General features: G+C 72.0%; 16 protein-coding genes. 11 read left to right on the plus strand and 5 right to left on the minus strand.

Features of this window, described 5'->3' with window-relative positions; all coding sequences use genetic code 11:
* Nucleotides 1-36 precede the first annotated feature (36 nt).
* Nucleotides 37-804, plus strand: coding sequence for an HpcH/HpaI aldolase family protein (locus tag ACR2FV_RS07125; protein WP_434014994.1), 768 nt, complete (start codon nucleotides 37-39; stop codon nucleotides 802-804).
* Nucleotides 805-921: 117 nt separating this feature from the next.
* Entirely contained in the window at nucleotides 922-1,464 is a 543-nt protein-coding gene (locus tag ACR2FV_RS07130; protein WP_434014995.1) for a hypothetical protein, read from the plus strand.
* A gap of 69 nt (nucleotides 1,465-1,533) precedes the next feature.
* Here the strand turns inward: ACR2FV_RS07130 and ACR2FV_RS07135 are convergent, their stop codons facing one another.
* Nucleotides 1,534-3,993 carry a DNA gyrase/topoisomerase IV subunit A gene (locus ACR2FV_RS07135; protein ID WP_434014996.1) on the minus strand — a complete coding sequence of 820 codons (2,460 nt, stop codon included), beginning with the start codon at nucleotides 3,991-3,993 and terminating at the stop codon, nucleotides 1,534-1,536.
* Between the two features lie 195 nt (nucleotides 3,994-4,188).
* On the opposite strand from ACR2FV_RS07135, the gene ACR2FV_RS07140 reads away from it, so the two are divergent.
* The gene (locus ACR2FV_RS07140) at nucleotides 4,189-4,887 is read left to right on the plus strand and encodes a peptidoglycan-binding protein (RefSeq protein ID WP_434014997.1); all 699 of its coding nucleotides are present in this window, start codon (nucleotides 4,189-4,191) and stop codon (nucleotides 4,885-4,887) included.
* Between the two features lie 31 nt (nucleotides 4,888-4,918).
* The gene (locus ACR2FV_RS07145) at nucleotides 4,919-6,130 is read left to right on the plus strand and encodes an amidohydrolase family protein (protein WP_434014998.1); all 1,212 of its coding nucleotides are present in this window, start codon (nucleotides 4,919-4,921) and stop codon (nucleotides 6,128-6,130) included.
* A 78-nt stretch (nucleotides 6,131-6,208) separates the two neighbouring features.
* Here the strand turns inward: ACR2FV_RS07145 and ACR2FV_RS07150 are convergent, their stop codons facing one another.
* Nucleotides 6,209-6,394 carry a hypothetical protein gene (locus ACR2FV_RS07150; protein WP_434014999.1) on the minus strand — a complete coding sequence of 62 codons (186 nt, stop codon included), beginning with the start codon at nucleotides 6,392-6,394 and terminating at the stop codon, nucleotides 6,209-6,211.
* 46 nt (nucleotides 6,395-6,440) lie between these two features.
* Complete coding sequence (locus ACR2FV_RS07155) at nucleotides 6,441-7,061, minus strand: nitroreductase family protein (RefSeq protein ID WP_434015000.1); 621 nt, start codon at nucleotides 7,059-7,061, stop codon at nucleotides 6,441-6,443.
* A 79-nt stretch (nucleotides 7,062-7,140) separates the two neighbouring features.
* Here ACR2FV_RS07155 and ACR2FV_RS07160 point away from each other — a divergent pair, with 79 nt between their 5' ends.
* On the plus strand, nucleotides 7,141-7,431 hold the full coding sequence (locus ACR2FV_RS07160) for a hypothetical protein (RefSeq protein ID WP_434015001.1): 291 nt from the start codon (nucleotides 7,141-7,143) through the stop codon (nucleotides 7,429-7,431).
* Nucleotides 7,432-7,459: 28 nt separating this feature from the next.
* On the opposite strand, the gene ACR2FV_RS07165 is transcribed toward ACR2FV_RS07160, so the two are convergent.
* Entirely contained in the window at nucleotides 7,460-9,163 is a 1,704-nt protein-coding gene (locus ACR2FV_RS07165; protein WP_434015002.1) for a cell wall-binding repeat-containing protein, read from the minus strand.
* 229 nt (nucleotides 9,164-9,392) lie between these two features.
* Between ACR2FV_RS07165 and ACR2FV_RS07170 the strand changes: the two genes are divergently transcribed.
* From ACR2FV_RS07170 to ACR2FV_RS07195, 6 genes are read left to right on the plus strand one after another with little or no spacing between them, the layout of a single operon-like run.
* The gene (locus ACR2FV_RS07170) at nucleotides 9,393-9,911 is read left to right on the plus strand and encodes an RNA polymerase sigma factor (RefSeq protein ID WP_434015003.1); all 519 of its coding nucleotides are present in this window, start codon (nucleotides 9,393-9,395) and stop codon (nucleotides 9,909-9,911) included.
* Nucleotides 9,912-9,951: 40 nt separating this feature from the next.
* Nucleotides 9,952-12,600 carry a GNAT family N-acetyltransferase gene (locus tag ACR2FV_RS07175; RefSeq protein WP_434015004.1) on the plus strand — a complete coding sequence of 883 codons (2,649 nt, stop codon included), beginning with the start codon at nucleotides 9,952-9,954 and terminating at the stop codon, nucleotides 12,598-12,600.
* An 18-nt stretch (nucleotides 12,601-12,618) separates the two neighbouring features.
* Complete coding sequence (locus ACR2FV_RS07180; protein ID WP_434015005.1) at nucleotides 12,619-13,206, plus strand: DUF5998 family protein; 588 nt, start codon at nucleotides 12,619-12,621, stop codon at nucleotides 13,204-13,206.
* A 4-nt stretch (nucleotides 13,207-13,210) separates the two neighbouring features.
* Complete coding sequence (locus ACR2FV_RS07185) at nucleotides 13,211-14,386, plus strand: alkaline phosphatase family protein (protein ID WP_434015006.1); 1,176 nt, start codon at nucleotides 13,211-13,213, stop codon at nucleotides 14,384-14,386.
* 36 nt (nucleotides 14,387-14,422) lie between these two features.
* Nucleotides 14,423-15,112, plus strand: a complete 690-nt coding sequence (locus ACR2FV_RS07190; protein ID WP_434015007.1) for a thymidine kinase — start codon at nucleotides 14,423-14,425, stop codon at nucleotides 15,110-15,112.
* Nucleotides 15,113-15,116: 4 nt separating this feature from the next.
* Nucleotides 15,117-16,520 carry an MFS transporter gene (locus tag ACR2FV_RS07195; protein ID WP_434015008.1) on the plus strand — a complete coding sequence of 468 codons (1,404 nt, stop codon included), beginning with the start codon at nucleotides 15,117-15,119 and terminating at the stop codon, nucleotides 16,518-16,520.
* Here ACR2FV_RS07195 and sepH read toward each other — a convergent pair.
* A complete protein-coding gene (gene sepH / locus ACR2FV_RS07200; protein WP_434015009.1) occupies nucleotides 16,489-17,655 on the minus strand; it encodes a septation protein SepH in 1,167 nt (388 codons plus the stop codon). The genes ACR2FV_RS07195 and sepH overlap by 32 nt on opposite strands.
* Nucleotides 17,656-17,781 lie beyond the last annotated feature (126 nt).

Below are 17,781 nucleotides of genomic sequence, written 5' to 3' on the forward strand. Positions count from 1 at the left end.
GAGATCGTCCGGCAACGTTGGTTCTAATCTGGTGCCATGCCCTTCACCAACCCGCTGCGCGCCCGCGGTGCCCGCGGTGACTCCCTGCACGGCGTGTGGTCCTGGTCCCGAGACCCGCTGGTTCTCGAGACTCTGGCTGCATGCGGTGCGCACTACGTGTGCATCGACCTGCAGCACGGCCCCGCGGAGCTCGGCGACGTCGCGACGCTGGCCGCGGTCGTCCAGGGCCAGGGCGCTGCGCCGATCGTGCGGGTGCCCGGGCACAACCCGGCCGTCATCGGCAAGGTTCTCGACGCCGGAGCCTTCGGCGTCGTCGTGCCGCTCGTGGACACGGCGGAGCAAGCGGCGGCCGCAGTCGCTGCTTGTCGCTATCCGCCGCACGGTCACCGCTCCTACGGTCCGTTCCGTGCTGCCACGGCATACGGATCGCTGGACGCGGGCGTGCTCGGTGACGCCTTCGTCGCCGTGATGATCGAAACCCGGTCGGGGCTCGAGCAGGTGGAGCAGATCGTCGGGACGCCGGGGCTGGATGCGATCTACGTCGGCCCGGCCGACCTCTCCCTCGCACTGGGCCTGCCCGTCGCCTTCGAGCACGAGATGGGCGAGCACGCCGAGGCCCTGGTGCGCATCCGCGAGGCGTGCGCGCGGTACGGCGTCACCGCCGGGATCCACTGCGCGGACGGCGCCATGGCCGCCCGGCGTCTGGAGCAGGGCTTTGCCATGGTGACGGTGGCCACCGATCTGGCCCTGGTCGCGCAGGGCGCGCGGGCGGAGCTGGAGTTGCTGTCCCACTTGCGCCGCTGACGTGCGATCGTTCGATCAGGACAAGCATCTGCCGCTCGCTTACGATGCAAGTAGGCCGGGCCGTCACTGATGTCGGAGCCGGACCCCTTCCCACACCACAGACAGCAAAGGATCTACATGTCTGACCTCACCGTCCGCTCGATGCACGACCTGGGCCTCGCATCCTGGTTCGGCGGTTCGCTGATGGGCGCCGTCGGCCTCAACGGTGCCGCCGCGCAGGCGCGCGACCCGCAGGAGCGCACCCGGCTGTCCTCAAAGGGCTGGGCCCGCTGGGCACCCGTGCAGGCAGCGGCCATCGGGGTGCACGCCATCGGTGGCGTGGGCCTGCTCGCCACCAACCGGACCCGGGTGCAGCGCGACCCCGACTCGGCCACCAACACCCAGGTCAAGACCGCGCTGACCATCGCCGCAGTAGGTGTCACCGCATACTCCGGTATGCAGGGTCGCAAGGTCGCGAAGCTGCAGGACGAGGGCTCCGCGGGTGCTACCGAGCCCAGCCTCGGTGCCAGCGATGAGCTGCAGAGCGCCCAGAAGAAGCTCCGGGCGCTGCAGTGGGCCATCCCGGCCGTGACGGGAGTGCTGCTGGTGCTGGCAGCCCAACAGGGTGAGCAGCAGCGGCAGGCCCTCGGCGTCCTGGAGGCCAAGCGCCGCTGGCGCTGACCCACCCCTGACGCACCGACGAGCACGCCGTCCCGGCTAGGGGCGGCGTGCTCGTGCAGTGCGTGGGCCTCAGCCGAGCCGGCCGGTGGCCACCCGGGCGATCGGGGCCGGTGCCGGGGCGCCGGAGCCGTCCCGCTTGCCGGTGGCCTCGGGCAGGTCGAGCGCGACCCCGTTGGCGGAAGCGGCCCGGGGGGGAGCGGCACCCGCCCAGCCCAGCAGCAGGGTGTCCTCGCCGCGCACGAACCGGTGGCACCGCACGCCGCTGGTGGCCCGGCCCTTGGCCGGGTACTCCGCATACGGCGTGACCTTGACCGACCCGGCCTCGGTGCCGGGCAGCGACCCGGAGGAGCCTGCGACGGTGACCACCACGTTGTCCGCCGACGGCTCGACCGCGGTGAAGCCGATCACCCTGGCCCCGGTGTCGAGCTTGATGCCGGCCATGCCGCCGCCGGCCCGGCCCTGCGGGCGCACCGCCTCGGCGGAGAACCGCAGCAGCTGGGCGTCGCTGGTCACGAAGACCAGGTCCTCGGCCCCCGTGGTCAGCTCGAGCGCACCGACCACATGGTCGCCGTCCCTGAGTGCCATGACCTCGAACGCCTCCCGGTTGCCCGGCACGTCCGGGTTGACCCGCTTGACCACCCCCTGCGCCGTCCCGAGCGCGAGCCCCGGCCCCTCGCTGGTGAGCGTGCACAAGCCGAGCGGCTGCTCTCCGCCGGGCAGGTCCACGAAGGCCGCGAGGGGTGCCCCGCCGGACAGTGACGGTGCCCCGTTGGTCGGCGGCAGCGTCGGAAGCTCCATGGCGGACAGGCGGACCACCCGGCCACCGGAGGTGAGTAGCCCGACGGCAGCTCGGGTAGTGGTGCGCACGGCGGAGACGACGACGTCGTGCTTGTGCCGGTCGTCGCCGCTGCCCAGTGGCTCGTCCGACGAGGTGCGGGCCAACAGGCCGGTCGAGGACACCAGCACCCAGCACGGGTCGTCGGCGACCTCCATGGGGGTCACCGAGGCGGTCGTCGCCGTGCGGCCGGAGCTCTCCAGCAACACCGTGCGGCGGGGCGTGCCGTGCTCCTTGGCGACCTGGGCCAGCTCGTCGGAGACCAGAGCCCGCAGCAGGGCCGGGTCTGCCAGCAGCGCTCGCAACCGCTCGATCTCAGCGCGCAGCTCGTCGCGCTCGGTCTCCAGCTCGATCCTGGAGAACTTGGTCAGCCGTCGCAGCTGCAGGTCCAGGATGTAGCTCGCCTGCAGCTGGGACAGGTCGAAGACCGACATCAGCCGCTCGCGAGCGGTGGCCGCGTCGTCGCTGCCGCGGATCAGCTGGATCACCTCGTCGATGTCCAGGATCGCGATGAGCAGACCCTCGACCAGGTGCAGCCGCTCCTCGCGGCGGCGCAGCCGGTATGCCGTGCGCCGGCCCACGACGTCGGTGCGGAAGTCGACGTAGACGCTCAGCAGGGCGCGCAGCCCCAGGGTCTGCGGCTGGCCCTGCACCAGGGCGACGTTGTTGATGCCGAACGACTCCTCCATCGGGGTCAGCTTGTAGAGCAGCTCGAGGACCGCCTCGGGGTTGAAGCCGTTCTTGATCTCGACGACCAGCTGCATCCCCTTGGTGCGGTCGGTGAGGTCGTTGATGTTGGCGATGCCCTGCAGCTTCTTGGCGAGCACGAGCTGCTTGACCTTCTCGATCACCTTCTCGGGTCCGACCAGGTAAGGCAGCTCGGTCACCACGATCCCCTTGCGGCGGGGGGTGATCGACTCGATCCGTGCGGTGGCGCGCGTCTTGAACGACCCGCGACCCGCCTCATACGCCTCCCGGATGCCCTCGAGGCCCACGATGGTGCCACCGGTGGGCAGGTCCGGGCCGGGCACGAAGCGCATCAGCGCATCCAGGTCGGCGTCCGGGTGCTCGATCAGGTGCCGGGCGGCGCCGATCACCTCGACCAGGTTGTGCGGGGCCATGTTGGTGGCCATCCCGACGGCGATGCCCGACGCGCCGTTGACCAGCAGGTTGGGGTAGGCAGCGGGCAGCACAGCGGGCTGCATCAGCTGCTCGTCGTAGTTGGGGACGAAGTCGACCGTCTCCTCATCCAGGGACCCGGTCATCAGCAGGGCGGCCAGCGACATTCGTGCCTCGGTGTAGCGCGAGGCTGCGGGTCCGTCGTCCAGCGAACCGAAGTTGCCGTGCCCGTCGACCAACGGCAGTCGCATGGTGAACGGCTGGGCCATTCGGACCATGGCGTCATAGATCGCACCGTCGCCGTGCGGGTGGTACTTGCCCATCACCTCACCGACCACTCGGGAGCACTTGACATGGGCCCGGTCGGGTCGCAGTCCCAGCTCGGACATGCCGAACAGGATCCGGCGCTGCACCGGCTTGAGCCCATCGCGAGCATCCGGCAACGCGCGGGAGTAGATCACCGAGTAGGCGTACTCCAGGAAGGCACCTGACATCTCGGACTCGACGTCGACGTCGATGATCTTCTCCTCGAAGTCACCGAGGTCGTCGGGGGCGGGGCGGGGACGGCGGGCCATGCGTGCGGGTGCTCCTCGGGCAGATGAGTCAGGCATGCCGATCGTATGTCGCAGATGGAGTCCCGTGGTGGCGGACGCGCGGCTGGACGAGACCAGATCGTGACACGACCGCTGCAACACAGGGGTATCAGGGAAGCCTCTACTTCAGTGATAGTTGTCCCCATGAGAGCGTCTTCTCCGAGTAAGGAGTTCACCATGAGCACTGCCACCACTCGCCGGTCGGTCGTCCTAGGAGGGTTGGGTGCCCTGGGCGCCGGGCTGGCTACGATCTCGGTCGCCGCACCGGCAGCGGCTGCGACGACATACCGCCGCGGCGACCGGGGCTCGGGCGTCGCCTCGCTCCAACAGTCGCTCGCCGCCCGCGGCTACTGGTGTGGGAGAGCCGACGGTGTCTTCGGTCATCTCACCCAACAGGCCGTCTGGGCTCTGCAGAAGCGACACGGCCTGGTGCGTGACGCGATCGTGGGCTCCCACACGCGCTACGCCCTGGCCCACGACAGCGCGCTGGCCCCGGCGGGCGGCTCGGGCAGTCGGTTCGAGGTGCACCTGGACAAGCAGCTGGCGCTCGACGTGCGGGACGGCCGCACCTATCGCACGCTCAACACCTCGACCGGCAACGGCGAGCCCTACCTCTACTACGGGCGTCGCTACAACGCGCACACCTACCGCGGCACCTTCTCGGTGCACAGCACCTACAGCAGCGGCTGGCAGAAGGGGCCCCTGGGCTCGCTCTACCGCCCCCTGTACTTCGACAGGGGCCGGGCGCTGCACGGCTCGACCTCGATCCCGCCCTACCCCGCCTCCCACGGCTGCTGCCGGCTGTCGACCGCGGTGACCGATCTGATCTGGAGCAGCGGAGTCCTCCGGCGGGGCTCGCGGGTGATCGTGGTCTGACGCCGACCAACTGACGATCTACGGTATGCCGATGGGCAGCGTTCTCTTCCAGGGTGGCACGGTCGTGGACGGCACCGGTGCGCAGCCTGCGACCGCGGATGTGCACGTCGTCGACGGTGTGGTGGCGCAGGTCGGACCAGGACTGGGCGTCGAGGCCGACGAGGTGGTCGACTGTGCGGGGGCCACCGTGCTGCCCGGCCTGTTCGACTGCCACGTGCACGTGCTCTTCGACCGGGTCAACACGCTGCAGGTGCTGCAGACGCCGTTCTCCTACCCCTACTACCAGGCGGTTCACCACCTGCAGGCCACGCTCGAGACGGGCGTCACCTGGGTCCGCGACGCCGGTGGCGCCGACCTGGGCGTGGCCCAGGCGGTGCGCGACGGCCTGATCGCCGGCCCGCGGATGCAGATCGCGGTCAACATGATCAGCCAGACCGGCGGGCACGGTGACGGCCACCAGCTGTGCGGAGCCGACGTGCCGTTGTTCGCCGAGCACCCCGGCCGGCCGCGATCGGTCGTGGACGGACCCGATGAGGTTCGGCGAGTGGTGCGCGAGCTGGTGCGGGCCGGGGCCGATGTCATCAAAGTGGCCACCAGCGGTGGGGTGCTCTCGCCCAAGAGTGACCCTCGCCGCGGGCACTTCCGGGATGACGAGATCGCGGCGCTGGTGGCCGAGGCCACGGCTGCCGGGCTGTTCGTCATGGCGCACGCACAGGCCACAGACGGCATCAAGGCCGCCGTCCGGGGCGGCATTCGCTCCATCGAGCACGGCATCTACCTCGACGACGAGGCGATCGAGATGATGCTGGCCCACGGCACCTGGCTGGTGCCGACGCTGTCCGCTCCGCGAGCGGTGATCGCGCAAGCCGACGCCGGCGTGCCGCTGCCGGACGCGGTGGTCGCCAAGGCGCGGATGGTCACCGAGGCGCACGACGACTCGGTGCGCCGGGCAATGGCGGCCGGGGTCAGGGTGGCGATGGGCACCGACAGCGGCGTCGGTGCGCACGGGGCCAACCTGGACGAGCTCGGCCTGATGGCCGATCTCGGGATGAGCCCGCTGGACGCCTGGGTCGCCACGACCTCGAGCGCCGCGGACCTGCTCGGGGTGGGGGAGCGGTTCGGCACTCTTGAGCCGGGCAAGCGCGGTGATGTCGTGGTGCTCGGCGGTGCGTCTGACGACCTGTCCGGGCTGGGGGAGCGGGTCCGGTCGGTCCATCAGGACGGGGTGCGCGTCAGCGGTTGAACATGCCGGACGGCTGCACGACCGGCTGAAGGGCGGCGAAGCCTTCGGCATACGACTGCGGTGTCACGTCCCTGAGGATCAGCCGCTGCAGGATGAAGCCGGGAGGAGTACCGCCTCGTCCCGGACCGCCTCGGCCCAGCCGTTGACAGCGATCCGGGTGAGGTCGACCTCGTGGGCCTGGGCTCGCTGGACGATCAGACCCGTGAGCAGCTGCAGGGTCTCCGCCGGCGCGGGCACCGGGTCGCGTTCGAGCACCTGCGCCACGACACCGGCGATGAGCCCGCCTGCCTGGCCCGTGTGCCGGGATGGCTCAGCCGGACGACCAGGGCACGCCGAACCGGCCTCGGTGGGCCACCTGGTCCAGACCTCGGCGGCCGCGACGCAGACTGGCCGAGCGCCGGTCGGGCACGGCATAGCCCATCGCCACCACCCCCACCAGGCGCCGGTCGTCGGGCACGCCCAGTGCTGACCTGGCCTGCTGCGTGCGCTCGGCGCTGACCCCGAAGAACAGCCCACCGAGCCCCTCGTCGACCGCTGTCAGCAGCATCAGCAGGGCCGCCATGCCCGTGTCGACGTCCCAGTAGGGGATCGGCCACCGCGCCTCGCCCTGGTCGGTCCAGCCCTTGTCGGGCTCGGCGTAGCGGCGCAGGTAGGCGCCCTTGTCGGAGCAGCACACGATCAGGCACGGCGCGGTGCGCACGCCAAGCAGCCAGGCGTCGGCCGGCTGCGCGGGCTCCGTGGTCGCGGCCCAGAACGCCTCGCGATCCGCCGCCTCGGTGAGGACCACGAAGTCCCACCCCTGGCTGAACCCCGCCGACGGCGCCCGGATCGCGTGCTCCAGCGCCTGCTGCAGCACGTCCCCCGGCACCGGCCGGTCCGGGTCGTAGGCTCGGACCATGCGACGTCGACGCACCACCCGGGCCAGCTCCATAGGCCCGACTATCGCAGGAGGGGCTGACGTATGCCGATGAGGCGTCTCCCCGGATGAGGCTGCGGACGTCGGTGGCTGGGTGGATGTCGATGCTCGGACGGGTGGTGTCGACCGTCGTGGTCGGTGCCGTCACGGTTCTCGCGGCAACACCGACCTGGACCTGCCCTGCTTCGTCAGCAGCGACGCCTACCCCTCCCTGGTCGCCGCGACCCGGCCGGCGACCGGGCTGACCCTCGCGGCGTGCTCGGGCTGCGCGCCGGACCCCTGGGTGGTAGGTCGCCGGGGCACCTCCCTGTTCGACGCCTACCACCCCAGCGCCGTCGGCCACCGCGACGGGTTCGCCCCGTTGGTCGCCCAGGCCCTGGGCTGAGCTCACCAGCCCCGGGGGTGCTGACCGGTCATCCGTCCCGCAGGTCCGACACGGTCGTCAACGTGTAGCCGCCCGCCCGAAGCGTGTTCACGATCTGCGGCAGCGCGTCCCGGGTGTGGTAGCCGCCCAGATGGGAGAGCACGATGGTGCCGTTGCTCGGCAGCGGGCTGACCACCCGGCTGACGATCTGGTTGGTGGTGGTGGCCGGGTCCCAGTCGATGGTGTCCCGGTTCCACATCACCGTCTTGGTGTAGCCGACCGACGCCGCCACCTCACGCACAAAGCTGTTGTGCGAGCCGTAGGGCGGTCGCCAGTAGGGGTTCGTCGGCATGCCGGTCAGCCCCTCGAGGGTTCGTTCGGCGTCGCGGAGCTCGGTGCGAATGAAGGTGGAGGTCATCCGCACCCGGCACGGGCCCGAGCTCGGCGAGCCGCCGCCACCGGAGACGAGGTCGCAGTGGTGCACCGTGTGGTTGCCGAGCTCGAACAGCTCCGGATGCGCCGCGATCGCCGCCATGACCTTCCGGCCTTCCGTGGTGACGGCCATCGCCGCGGTGGGGAAGAACGTGGTGCACACCTGGTGGTCGACGAGATACTGCACGATGCTGCGCGCAGGGTCGAGGCGTCCGCCCATGTCGAGCGTGAAGGCCACCTTCCTGCCGGCGCCGGGCACCGAGTCGAACACCTGCTCGGAGCCGGTCGTCGGCCGAGTCCCTGCCCAGCAGACCCCGAGCCGACGCTGCACCTGCCGGGCGACGTCGTCGGTCTGCGCCCGCTCGCCCCCGAGCAGGTATGCGGTACGCGGGGTGATCCGGACCAGCTCGGCAGGCACTCCGTCGGTCAGGCCCGTGCCCGCGGACAACAGCACCGGCCCATGGGTGACCCGCACCACGGGGCCCGACGCCAACGCGTCCGGCCAGTCCCGACCCGTGGCCAGCACCGCTGCCGGACGGTCGGTGCCGAACACCCGGCGGGAAACCGCGAGGGCGGTCGTGTAGCGGGTGCGGCCCCAGACCCGCTCCGTCGTGGCGATCCCGTCGAGCTGCGTCGCGACGGACGCGGACACCGCGCCCGGGCCGCCGATGACCATGATCCGCTCTGGGTGCAGCCGCTCAAGCTCGGTGCGGGTGCTCGGCGGCAGGCTGGTGGCGCCGGTCAACAGCATCGGTGCGTTCTGGATCCCGGCTGCAGCTCCACCGGAGAGGGCATCGGGGAAGTCCGCACCGGTCGAGACGTAGACGACTTTTGAGCCACGCGGATGAGTGGTGCGCGACAGCGCCGCTGCCGTGGCGTACCGATCGGCGCCGGAGATGCGGGTCACCGTGCCCGCGGTGAAGGCGCCGAGGTCGCGGCGGACCGCCTCGGACACGGCGCTCGAACCTCCCACCACGACGATGCGGCCGGGACGCAGTCGGCGGAGCTCGGTCTGCGTCACACCTGGGACCGAGTCCCGCCCGGTGAACAGGACCGGACCGTTCAGCCGGGCCCCGGCCGGCCCGGCCGCCAGTCCGTCGGGGAAGTCGGCGCCGGTCACCACGAAGACGACGGGCTTCCCGGCGGCGAAGAAGCGCCGGCTCACCGCGGCCGCCGTGCCGTAGCGACTGGACCCGGCAAGTCGCTCCAGATGGAAATCCACGTCGCCTGCGGTGCTCTGCGCGGGCGGTGGCGCCTGCGGTGACGCAGCGCTCGAGGTGCCCCAGCCGAGGCCACCCGCCAGGGCCAGTACGAGGAGCACGGCGAGCGCCGTCGGCGGACGCAGCCGACTTGGCCAAGCAAGAGTGTTCGCGGACCTCACGGGGCACCTCCAGGTAGGTGAGCGGGCACGTCGTCGGACCCGCTCACCAGTAAGACGCTGCGCAGTCCTCCAGGGTTGGCCAACAGCGAGCCAGGACCGAGCCAAGCGCCAGCAAACTGAGTAAGATATGAGTAAATCCGCAACGGTGTGGACGCAGGGAGGCGCGAGCATGGTGAGAGAGCTCCCGACAGCGGTGGACCCGACCGCGAGCGTCGGGGTGCACACGGCATACCTCGCACACTGCGACGCGCTGGTCCGCCGGACGAGGCAGTTGGTCGGGGACCCGCAGCTGGCCGAGGACCTGGTCACCGAGGCGTTCGCCCGCCTGCTGACGCACTGGGACACGGTGCGTAGCCCCCGACCGTGGCTCTATGCCACGACCGCCCACCTGGTCAGCGACCATTGGCGCAAGCGGGGCCGTGAGGCCGCGGCCTATGACAGGCTGCAGCAGGGGGTGGTCCGCGCAGTGGAGCAGCCGGATGTCCTCGACCGGGTGGACCTGCTCTGGGTCCGTGCCGCGGTGGAGCAACTGCCGGCGCGACTCCGTCTGACGGTGGTGTTGCACTACTTCCTCGACCTGCCCGTCGCCGAGGTGGCCCTGCGCCTGGGCAAGTCCGAGGGAGCGGTCAAGCGGGACCTGCACGACGCCCGGATGCTGCTTGCGCTCAGGATGCACGGGACCCGTTGACCGTCCCTGGCCCACCGGTCGATCTGGGATGCTGGACCCCATGACCGATCGGGGCGACCTACCGCCGGGATACCCGAAGCAGTGGGAGGCCGACGTCGTGCTGACCGACGGCTCAGTGGCCCGGGTGCGCCCGATCGTGCCCGAGGACACCGAGGGGATCCATCGGTTCCACGCCGGCCAGTCGCAGGAGTCGATCTATCTGCGCTTCTTCGCACCCATCCCTCGTCTCTCGGACCGCGACGTGCACCGCTTCACCCACGTCGACTACGACGCACGGGTCGCCCTCGTCGTGCTGGTCCGGGACGAGATCGCCGGCATCGGCCGCTACGACCGGCTGGACGGAGACGAGGCGAGTACCGCCGAGGTGGCCTTCAACGTCTCCGATGCCCACCGCGGGCGTGGCATCGGCTCGGTGTTGTTGGAGCACCTGGCGGATATCGGCCGGGAGCGCGGGGTGCGCCGGTTCGTGGCCGACGTGCTGCCACGCAACCGCCGGATGATCGGGGTCTTCCGCGACGCCGGCTACGAGGTGGCGCACAGCTTCGACGACGGCGTCATCGTCGTCTCCTTCGACATCGAGCCCACGGAGGCGTCCCGGGTCGTGCGGCTGGCCCGGGAGCACCGGACCGAAGCGGTCAGCGTGCGCCGGGTGCTGACCCCGTCCTCGGTGGCGGTGATCGGGGCGTCCCGCGACGATCGGTCCATCGGCCGGGCACTGCTGCAGCACGTCCACGAGGCCGGCTTCACCGGTCCGGTGTATGCGGTGAACCCGCGGGCCGAGCAGATCGACGGGCACCTCGTGCATGCTCGGGTGAGCGACATCGGCGCCCCCGTCGACCTCGCCGTCATCGCGGTGCCGGCGGCGACCGTGCCGGCCGTGGTGCGGGAGTGTGCCGAGGCCGAGGTGGGCGCGATCATCGTGGTCTCCGCAGGCTTCGCCGAGGACGGACCAGAGGGCCAGGCTCGACAGGACGAGCTGCTGCGAGCCGCCCGCGGGGCAGGCATGCGGGTGCTGGGTCCCAACAGCTTCGGCCTGATCAACACCGACCCGCAGCACTGTCTCAACGCCTCGCTGTCGCCGCGGATGCCCGTGGCCGGCGCACTGGGCCTGTTTGCGCAGTCCGGCGCCCTCGGCATCGCGATTCTGGCCTCGGCCGAGCGCCGCGGGCTCGGGATCTCGACCTTCGCCTCGGCCGGCAACCGGGTCGACATCTCCGGCAACGACCTGATGCAGTACTGGCTCGACGACGATGCCACCGGAGCGGTCGGGCTCTACCTGGAGAGCATGGGCAACCCGCGCAAGTTCTCCCGGATCGCCCGCAAGCTCGCCGCCCGCAAGCCGGTGATCGTGGTCAAGTCCGGCATCGGCGCCTTCGGGACGCCCCCGGGACACCGGGTGCGGCTGACCCGCCAGCGCCCGGAGGCCTTCGCCGCGATGCTGCGGCAGGCAGGGGTGATCCGGGTGGAGAACACCCACCAGCTCTTCGACGTCGCCCAGCTGGTCGTCCACCAACCCCTGCCCGCCGGTCCGCGGGTCGCGGTGGTCACCAACTCCGCCGCGCTGGGCGCGCTGGCTGCCGACGCCGCCCAGTCGTGGGATCTGCATGTCGGCCAAGAGCCGTCCACCGTATCCGCCCTGGCAGGCGTCGAGGAGTTCGCGGGCGCCGTGCGGGACGCCCTGGCCGATCCGGCGGTGGACTCCGTCGTCGCCAGCTTCATCCCACCGCTGTCCGGCTGCGACTCCGAGGTCGTCGAGGCGGTGACCCGGGTGGCAGCCGAGGCGGACAAGCCGTGTGTGGCCACCTTCTTGGGGATGCGGGGACTCACGTCGGGCAGCCGGCTGCCGACCTACTCGATGCCGGAGGACGCCGTGCGGGCGCTCGCCGCAGCGACCCGGTATGCCGAGTGGGTGGCGCGCCCCTACGGCACCCGGGTGCGGCCCGAGGGGATCAACCGGCGCAAAGCGCACCATCTCGTCGAGACATATCTGTCCCAGCATCCCGAGGGCGGCGAGCTGGACGGGGACCTGACCAGCACGCTGTTGGGGGCCTACGGCATCCAGGTGTGGCCGGCCTACCCGGTGCACTCCGCGCAGGAGGCGGCGCAGGTGGCGACAAGGGTCGGTGTCCCCGTGGTGCTCAAGGCCACCTCCGAGCTGGTGCGTCACCAGGCTGGGCACCAGTGGGTGCACACCAGGGTCCACGGCGCACGGGCCTGTGCGGCTGCCTACACCGAGCTGGCGGCCGCGCTCGACGAGCTGGGTCTGGAGGGAATCGTGGTGCAGGACCACGCCCCGCAGGGCGTGGCCGTCGAGGTCACCTCCGCCGAGGATCCGCTGTTCGGTCCCGTGGTCGGCTTCGGGATCGCCGGGCTGCCCTCGGAGATGCTGGGCGACGTGGCGCACCGCTTCCCCCCGCTGACCGACCTGGACATCACCGAGATGATCGCCTCCGTGCGCGCGGCGCCGCTGCTGGACGGGTGGCGCGGCGCGATGCCCGTCGACCACGGCGCACTCGCCGACCTGATCGCCCGGGTGGCGGTGCTCGCCGACGAGCTGCCCGAGATCGCGCACCTGCAGCTCAACCCGGTGCAGGCGCACCCCGACGGGGTCGCCGTGCTCGGGGCGCAGGTGCGGGTCGCCCCCGAGCCCGGGCGCACCGACACCGGACGCCGGGCGCTGAGCGACTGAGATGGAATGATGGTCGGCATGCCTGGACGTCGACCTGCCGCCGTGCTTCCCGAAGGCCTGCGCCGCGACATCGCCGAGGCGGGCTACCTGCCCGCGGTGGTCCACGACATCGTGGCGATGGCGATCGGCCCCGAGACCGTGGTCACCCACCTGGTCCACCAGGAGATGACCATGGACGAGGAGGCCGTCCGACGCCACCTCACGGTCCTGGTGCTCACCGAGCACCGGCTGATCATCGGCCATGCCGACGACCACGAGTCGGGCGAGCCGGACCGGCAGCACCTGGCCACCGCCACCACCGAGGTGGTCCCGGTCCGCTCCGTGCGTGGGGTGATGCTCACCCACGTCGTGCCCGACCCGCAGCACTACCGCGGCGGGCTGGGCGGTCGGGCCGTGACGATGACCCTGGGCTGGGGCTCGGTCTCCCGGTTGGACCTGGTGCCCGCGGTCTGCTCGGATCCCACCTGCGAGGGGGACCACGGCTACGAGGGCACCGTCGCCGGCGACGACATCTCGCTGCGCGTCGCGGCCGACTCCGACGGCGAGGCAGCCCTGGCCCGGGCCCTGCACTTCGCCCAGGAGCTGTCTGCGCGCCTGGGTCGCTGACCCCATGACGCGTCCGACTCCCGAGCACGGCTGCGCCCCCCCGCCGTATGCCGTGAGCCTGCGCGACGTGCTACCCGCCCTGATCCGCTCTCTCGGGGTGGCCCCGGCCGCCGGGGACGAGCCCTGGCCCGTGCCCGTCCTGGAGCTTCCGCCCGCCCGCACCGCCGTGGTCGTGCTGATCGACGGGCTGGGCGCCCGCCAGCTGGCGCGCCGCAGCGGACATGCCCCCTACCTGCGCAGCCTCACGCCGCTGGCCCCGGAGGTGCGCAGCGGCTTCCCCTCCACGACCGCGGTCAGCCTCGCGAGTCTTGGCACGGGCAGGCTGCCCGGGGAGCACGGCCTGGTCGGCTGGCAGGTGCGGCTGCCGGGCACCGACCGGCTGCTCAACCACCTGTCGTGGGCGGGCGGTCCGCACCCCACGACATACCAGCCGGGGCCGACCCTGCTGGAACGGGCTGCCCAGGCCGGCGTCCAGGTGAGCACCGTCGCCCAGCCGGAGTTCCAGGGGTCCGGGCTGACCCGGGCGGCGCTGCGCGGTGGGCGGTTCGTGCCCGCCCGGACCCTGGACGAGCGGGTGCGGGCGACCGTGCGGGAGTCGGCCCGTGCTCGCCAGCATCCGCAGCCGGCCCTGATCTACCTCTATGTCGGGGAGGTCGACCGGGCCGGCCACGAGCACGGCCCGGACTCCCTGGCCTGGGGAGCGGCCGTCGAGGAGGTCGACGCCGCCCTGGCCGCCCTGGCCCGAGCGCTGTCGCCCGGCACCTCGCTCACCCTGACCGCCGACCACGGCATGGTCGAGGCACCCGAGGCGCTGCGCCGCGATCTGGCCCACGACAGCGGTCTCGACGACGGCGTCGCACTGCTCGGCGGCGAGCCCCGGGTGCCCTACGCCTACTGCCGCCCCGGTGCCGCCGAGGACGTCCTGCAGCGGTGGCGGGCCCTGCTGGGCGAGCACGCCGCGCACGTGCTCAGCCGGACCGAGCTGATCGAGACCGGCTGGCTGGGGCCGGTGCGGGAGGAGGTGGCGGGCCGGATCGGTGACGTCGTGGCCGTCCTGGACGGGGGAGCGACGGTCCTGGACTCCCGGCTGCTGCGGCCGCAGGTGGTGGCCCTGCGCGGACATCACGGCTCGCTGAGCGACGAGGAGACCCTGATTCCGCTGCTGCACGACCCGGCCTGAGCGTGTCGGTCGGCGACCGATCGTAGACTGGCCGCCGTGGCCGAACTCGTCTTCTTCACCGGGACCATGGACTGCGGCAAGTCCACCCTGGCGCTGCAGATGGACCACAACCACGCCGCTCGGGGGCGCAGCGGCCTGATCTTCTCCCAGCACGACCGGGCCGGCACCGCCCAGCTGTCCTCCCGACTCGGGCTCTCCAGGGAGGCGCTCGAGGTCGGCGACGACACCGACTTCTGGGAGCTGGTCGTCGACCAGGTGACGCACGGGCGCCGGGTGGACTACCTGATCTGCGACGAGGCCCAGTTCTACCGTCCCGGGCAGGTCGAGCAGCTGGCCCGGCTGGTCGATGAGATGGGGATCGACGTCTTCGCGTTCGGCATCACCGCGGACTTCCGGGCCGAGCTGTTCCCCGGGTCGCGCCGGCTGATCGAGCTTGCCGACCGGACCTCGGTGCTGCAGGTCGAGGCGCTGTGCTGGTGCGGGCGGACCGCCACGCACAACGCCCGCACGGTCGACGGTGTCATGGTGGTCCAGGGCGAGCAGGTCCTGGTGGGCGACGTCGGGGGAGAGCTTGCCGGCGACGACCGGATGAGTGTGGAGTACGAGGTGCTCTGTCGGCGGCACTACATGCGGCGGATGACCGCCCACGCGGCGTCGGCGCAGGCCGCATCGCCGGACGTGCTGCCCTTCGACCTCGACCTGTGCCCGCTGCCGCGCGTGCGGTGAGGCGATGAGCGACCCGCCTCCCTCCCCGATCACCGGCGCCTCGGCGCGACCGTCCGCCTCCCGCACCGCCCGAGTGGGCGGGTCGCTGAGCCGCGGGGCGCGGGCGGCGGGCCACGGCACGGCGCATGCCGGCATCGCCACGGTGCGCGCGGCGCAGCGGGCCAGCCGCTCGGGCGGGGCAGGGGCCACCGGGCTCAACCGCCTGATGGAGGTGCATGCGCTGCACAACGGCGGCGACGCCGTCGTGGCCATCGCCCTGGCCGGGTCGCTGTTCTTCACCCTGCCCGTCGGGGAGGCCCGCGGCCAGGTGGCGTTGTTCCTCCTGCTCACCCTGCTGCCCTTCAGCGTCATCGCCCCGTTCGTCGGGCCGTTGCTGGACCGCTTCCGCCACGGGCGGCGGTGGGCGATCGGCGCGACCACTGCGCTGCGGGCGGCGCTGTGCCTCACCCTGGCCGCCACGATCGGCCAGGAGTCCTGGTGGCAGTTCCCGGCCGCGTTGGCCATCCTGATCCTGTCCAAGGCCTACAACGTGACGCGCTCCAGCGCCACGCCACGGCTGTTGCCGGACGGCATGTCGCTCACCTCGGCCAACGGCCGGATGTCGATGGCCGGCGTGGTCGGAGCCACGGTCGCGGTCCCCGTGGCGGCGGGGGCCGCCCAGCTGGGCGCCGAGTGGGCCTTGCGCTTCGGCTTCGTGGTCTTCGCCGTCGGGACGGTGCTGGCCGTCCGGCTGCCGGCCCGGGTCGACTCGACCCGGGGGGAGCAGGAGGTGCCGATCACGCAGTACGCGGGTGGGCGCAGCCCGCTGTCGGTCCCGCTGGTGGTGGTGACAGCGCTGCGCGCCAACGCCGCGCTGCGGATGCTGTCCGGCTTCCTGACCATCTTCATGGCGTTCCTGCTGCGCAGCGACCCCCCGCCCGGCTGGGACTACGGATTCACGGTGCTGATCGGCGTCGTGGTGGCCGCGGCCGGCGTCGGGGCGACCCTGGGCACGATCCTGGGGGCACGGATCCGGAAGGTCGACCCGATGACGCTGGTCCAGGTCACGTTGTTGGTCAATGTGCTCTTCGCGGTGCTGGCGGCGGTGCGATTCGGGATGGTGACCCTGGTGCTGCTCAGCCTGGTGGCCGGGACCTGCCAGCAGCTGGGCAAGTTCGCCCTCGACGCCACGATTCAGCAGCACGTGAGCGAGCAGCGGCGCACCAGTGTGTTCGGCAGGTCCGAGACCCTGATCCAGGTGTCGTGGGTGATCGGTGGTGGTCTGGGCGTGGTCCTGCCCACGGACGCGACCATCGGGATGGGCGTGGTGGCCGGTCTGCTGTGTGTCTCGCTGGCGTGGGTGGTGGCCGGGGCGCACAAGCAGCACGACGGGCGGCTCAGCGGCCGCGGTCGCGCGCGCCGAACATGATGTCGTCCCAGCTGGGGACGCTGGGTCTCGCGCGCTTGCGGCCGGCGTAGCCCGCGTCCTCGGACTCCTGGGTCGGTGCTGGCGCCCCCTGGCCCTCGCCGTCCGGCTCGCTCTCGCCGCCCTGCTCGTCGTCGGGGTCGCCGAAGAAGTCCGCCAGCGTGGCCTCGCGCGAAGTCTCGTGGTCCTCCTTGGGGTCCTCCTCGGGGTGTGCATCCTCGGGGTCGGCCTCGCTCCGGTCGGCGTGCCCGTGCGCGGAGGGCGGCAGGCCCATCGTGTCGGGGTCGTAGGGGAAGTCCTCCAGGGGTAGCGCCTCCCCGGGCGGGGCACCACCGCCGGGGACGCTGACCGGGTCGTGACTGCCGGCCTCGGTGTCGCCGGTGCCGATGCGCACGGCGTCGGCTCCCTCGGCGGAAGCGTCGCGGTCCGAGTGCTCCCCGGACCGTGCGCGACCCTGGCGCGGCCGCCGGCTGCGCCCGCGCTTGCGGCTGCGCTCGCGCATGGAGGTCATCAGGTCCTCCGGGGAGTCGGTCTGCCCGCCGAAGACCGTCTCGGCGTTGACGTCGCGGGGCAGTGTCTGCTCGTCCTCGCTCAACCAACGCGCCTCGTCGTCCAGGGCGTCGGTGGACCGGGCGCTCGGGTCGAAGCGCCACGAGGCCTGTCGGCTGCGCTGACCCGCGACGAAGGTCACCACCACACTCCACTGTCCGCCCTCGGGCCGGGTGGCGTCCCACCGCACGCGCTCCATGTCGACGCCGCGCGCAGCCAGCCGCTGCTCCACCCGTCCCTGCAGTGACGGGGGCGGACCGGTCCGGTCGTGCGTGCGGACGTGTGCAGCACAGGCCATGAGGGCTACGTGCTCCCGCTCGGCGAGGATCGGTCCCTCGTAGCGCTGCACCCGCTGTTGCTCCCAGTCCGTCTGCTCGGAGATCTCCTCAGAGCTCAGCCCCGCGCGGATCATCGACTGGACCTCGCGGGGGGTGACCGGGGTGGTCGGACGCTCGGCGTCGGCGCGGCTGCGCCGCAGGGCAGTCTGCAGGCGCTCGTCGAGGGCGACGGCATACTCCGTCCCCTCGTCGTCGGCCATCATCAGGTGGGTGCCGTCGGCGTGCACCCCGATGAACCGCAACTGGTCCATGCCACTCCCTCTCGTGCCGTGTGTCCGTTGCCGGCCTGTCCCACTCTGCCACTGGTGAACCCTGGGTCCACGCAGGCCACGCCGGGTGGCCGGCCCGCCGCCCGGTGACAGGTACCTTGTCCTACA

The sequence above is a fragment of the Ornithinimicrobium sp. genome, assembly GCF_051004135.1.
Lineage (GTDB): Bacteria > Actinomycetota > Actinomycetes > Actinomycetales > Dermatophilaceae > Ornithinicoccus.

Coding starts and splice junctions, on each gene's coding strand:
- ACR2FV_RS07125 (WP_434014994.1), top strand. CDS start 37: ATGCCCTTCACCAACCCGCTGCGCGCCCGCGGTGCCCGCGGTGACTCC.
- ACR2FV_RS07130 (WP_434014995.1), top strand. CDS start 922: ATGTCTGACCTCACCGTCCGCTCGATGCACGACCTGGGCCTCGCATCC.
- ACR2FV_RS07135 (WP_434014996.1), bottom strand. CDS start 3,993: ATGGCCCGCCGTCCCCGCCCCGCCCCCGACGACCTCGGTGACTTCGAG.
- ACR2FV_RS07140 (WP_434014997.1), top strand. CDS start 4,189: ATGAGCACTGCCACCACTCGCCGGTCGGTCGTCCTAGGAGGGTTGGGT.
- ACR2FV_RS07145 (WP_434014998.1), top strand. CDS start 4,919: ATGGGCAGCGTTCTCTTCCAGGGTGGCACGGTCGTGGACGGCACCGGT.
- ACR2FV_RS07155 (WP_434015000.1), bottom strand. CDS start 7,061: ATGGAGCTGGCCCGGGTGGTGCGTCGACGTCGCATGGTCCGAGCCTAC.
- ACR2FV_RS07170 (WP_434015003.1), top strand. CDS start 9,393: ATGGTGAGAGAGCTCCCGACAGCGGTGGACCCGACCGCGAGCGTCGGG.
- ACR2FV_RS07175 (WP_434015004.1), top strand. CDS start 9,952: ATGACCGATCGGGGCGACCTACCGCCGGGATACCCGAAGCAGTGGGAG.
- ACR2FV_RS07180 (WP_434015005.1), top strand. CDS start 12,619: ATGCCTGGACGTCGACCTGCCGCCGTGCTTCCCGAAGGCCTGCGCCGC.
- ACR2FV_RS07185 (WP_434015006.1), top strand. CDS start 13,211: ATGACGCGTCCGACTCCCGAGCACGGCTGCGCCCCCCCGCCGTATGCC.
- ACR2FV_RS07195 (WP_434015008.1), top strand. CDS start 15,117: ATGAGCGACCCGCCTCCCTCCCCGATCACCGGCGCCTCGGCGCGACCG.
- sepH (WP_434015009.1), bottom strand. CDS start 17,655: ATGGACCAGTTGCGGTTCATCGGGGTGCACGCCGACGGCACCCACCTG.